This window comes from Streptomyces sp. SID12501 (assembly GCF_010550245.1).
Classification (GTDB): Bacteria; Actinomycetota; Actinomycetes; order Streptomycetales; family Streptomycetaceae; genus Streptomyces.
Genome location: NZ_JAAGLU010000276.1, coordinates 1 through 600, shown reverse-complemented (window position 1 = coordinate 600; position 600 = coordinate 1). Strand labels below are relative to the sequence as shown.

The 600-nt window shown below is 73.8% G+C and carries 1 protein-coding gene; it reads left to right on the top strand.

Going from position 1 to position 600, the window contains the following annotated elements; translation table 11 throughout:
* The coding region (locus G3I71_RS45720) for a topoisomerase C-terminal repeat-containing protein (RefSeq protein ID WP_275409430.1) at positions 1-345 on the top strand (345 nt) is incomplete at its 5' end.
* Positions 346-600: the final 255 nt, after the last annotated feature.

Below are 600 nucleotides of genomic sequence, written 5' to 3'. Positions count from 1 at the left end.
GTCAAGGACGGCCGCTTCGGGCCGTACGTGACGGACGGCGAGACCAACGCGACGCTGCGCCGGGACGACGACGTCGAGACGATCACGCCCGAGCGGGGCTACGAGCTGCTCGCGGAGAAGCGGGCCAAGGGCCCGGCGAAGAAGACCGCGAAGAAGGCGCCCGCGAAGAAGGCGCCGGCCAAGAAGGCCCCGGCGAAGAAGGCGACGGCCACCAAGACCGCCGCGAAGAAGACGACGGCGGCCAAGAAGACGACCGCCGCCACGAAGACGGCGGCGGCGAAGAAGACCACGACGGCGACGGCGACGGCGAAGAAGACGGCGGCCGTTCCGGCGTCGGAGGCGTAGCGGCCGGATCGGGCGGAGCGGGCGGGTCGGGGGAGCAGGCCTGGCGGGCGGGGCGACGGGCTCGGTCGCCGGGCCCGGTCCGGGCGGCTCGATCGGGAGGCTCGTGCTTCCGTCCGTTCCCGGTCCTTCCGTCCGGGTTCCGGTTCGTTTTTCCGAGGGCCCCGCGCGATCCGCGCGGGGCCCTCGGGCATGCCGGACCGGGTGCGGGACGAGTGGGTGCGGGGTCACACGAGGCCCTGTCCACAGGCCAACGCA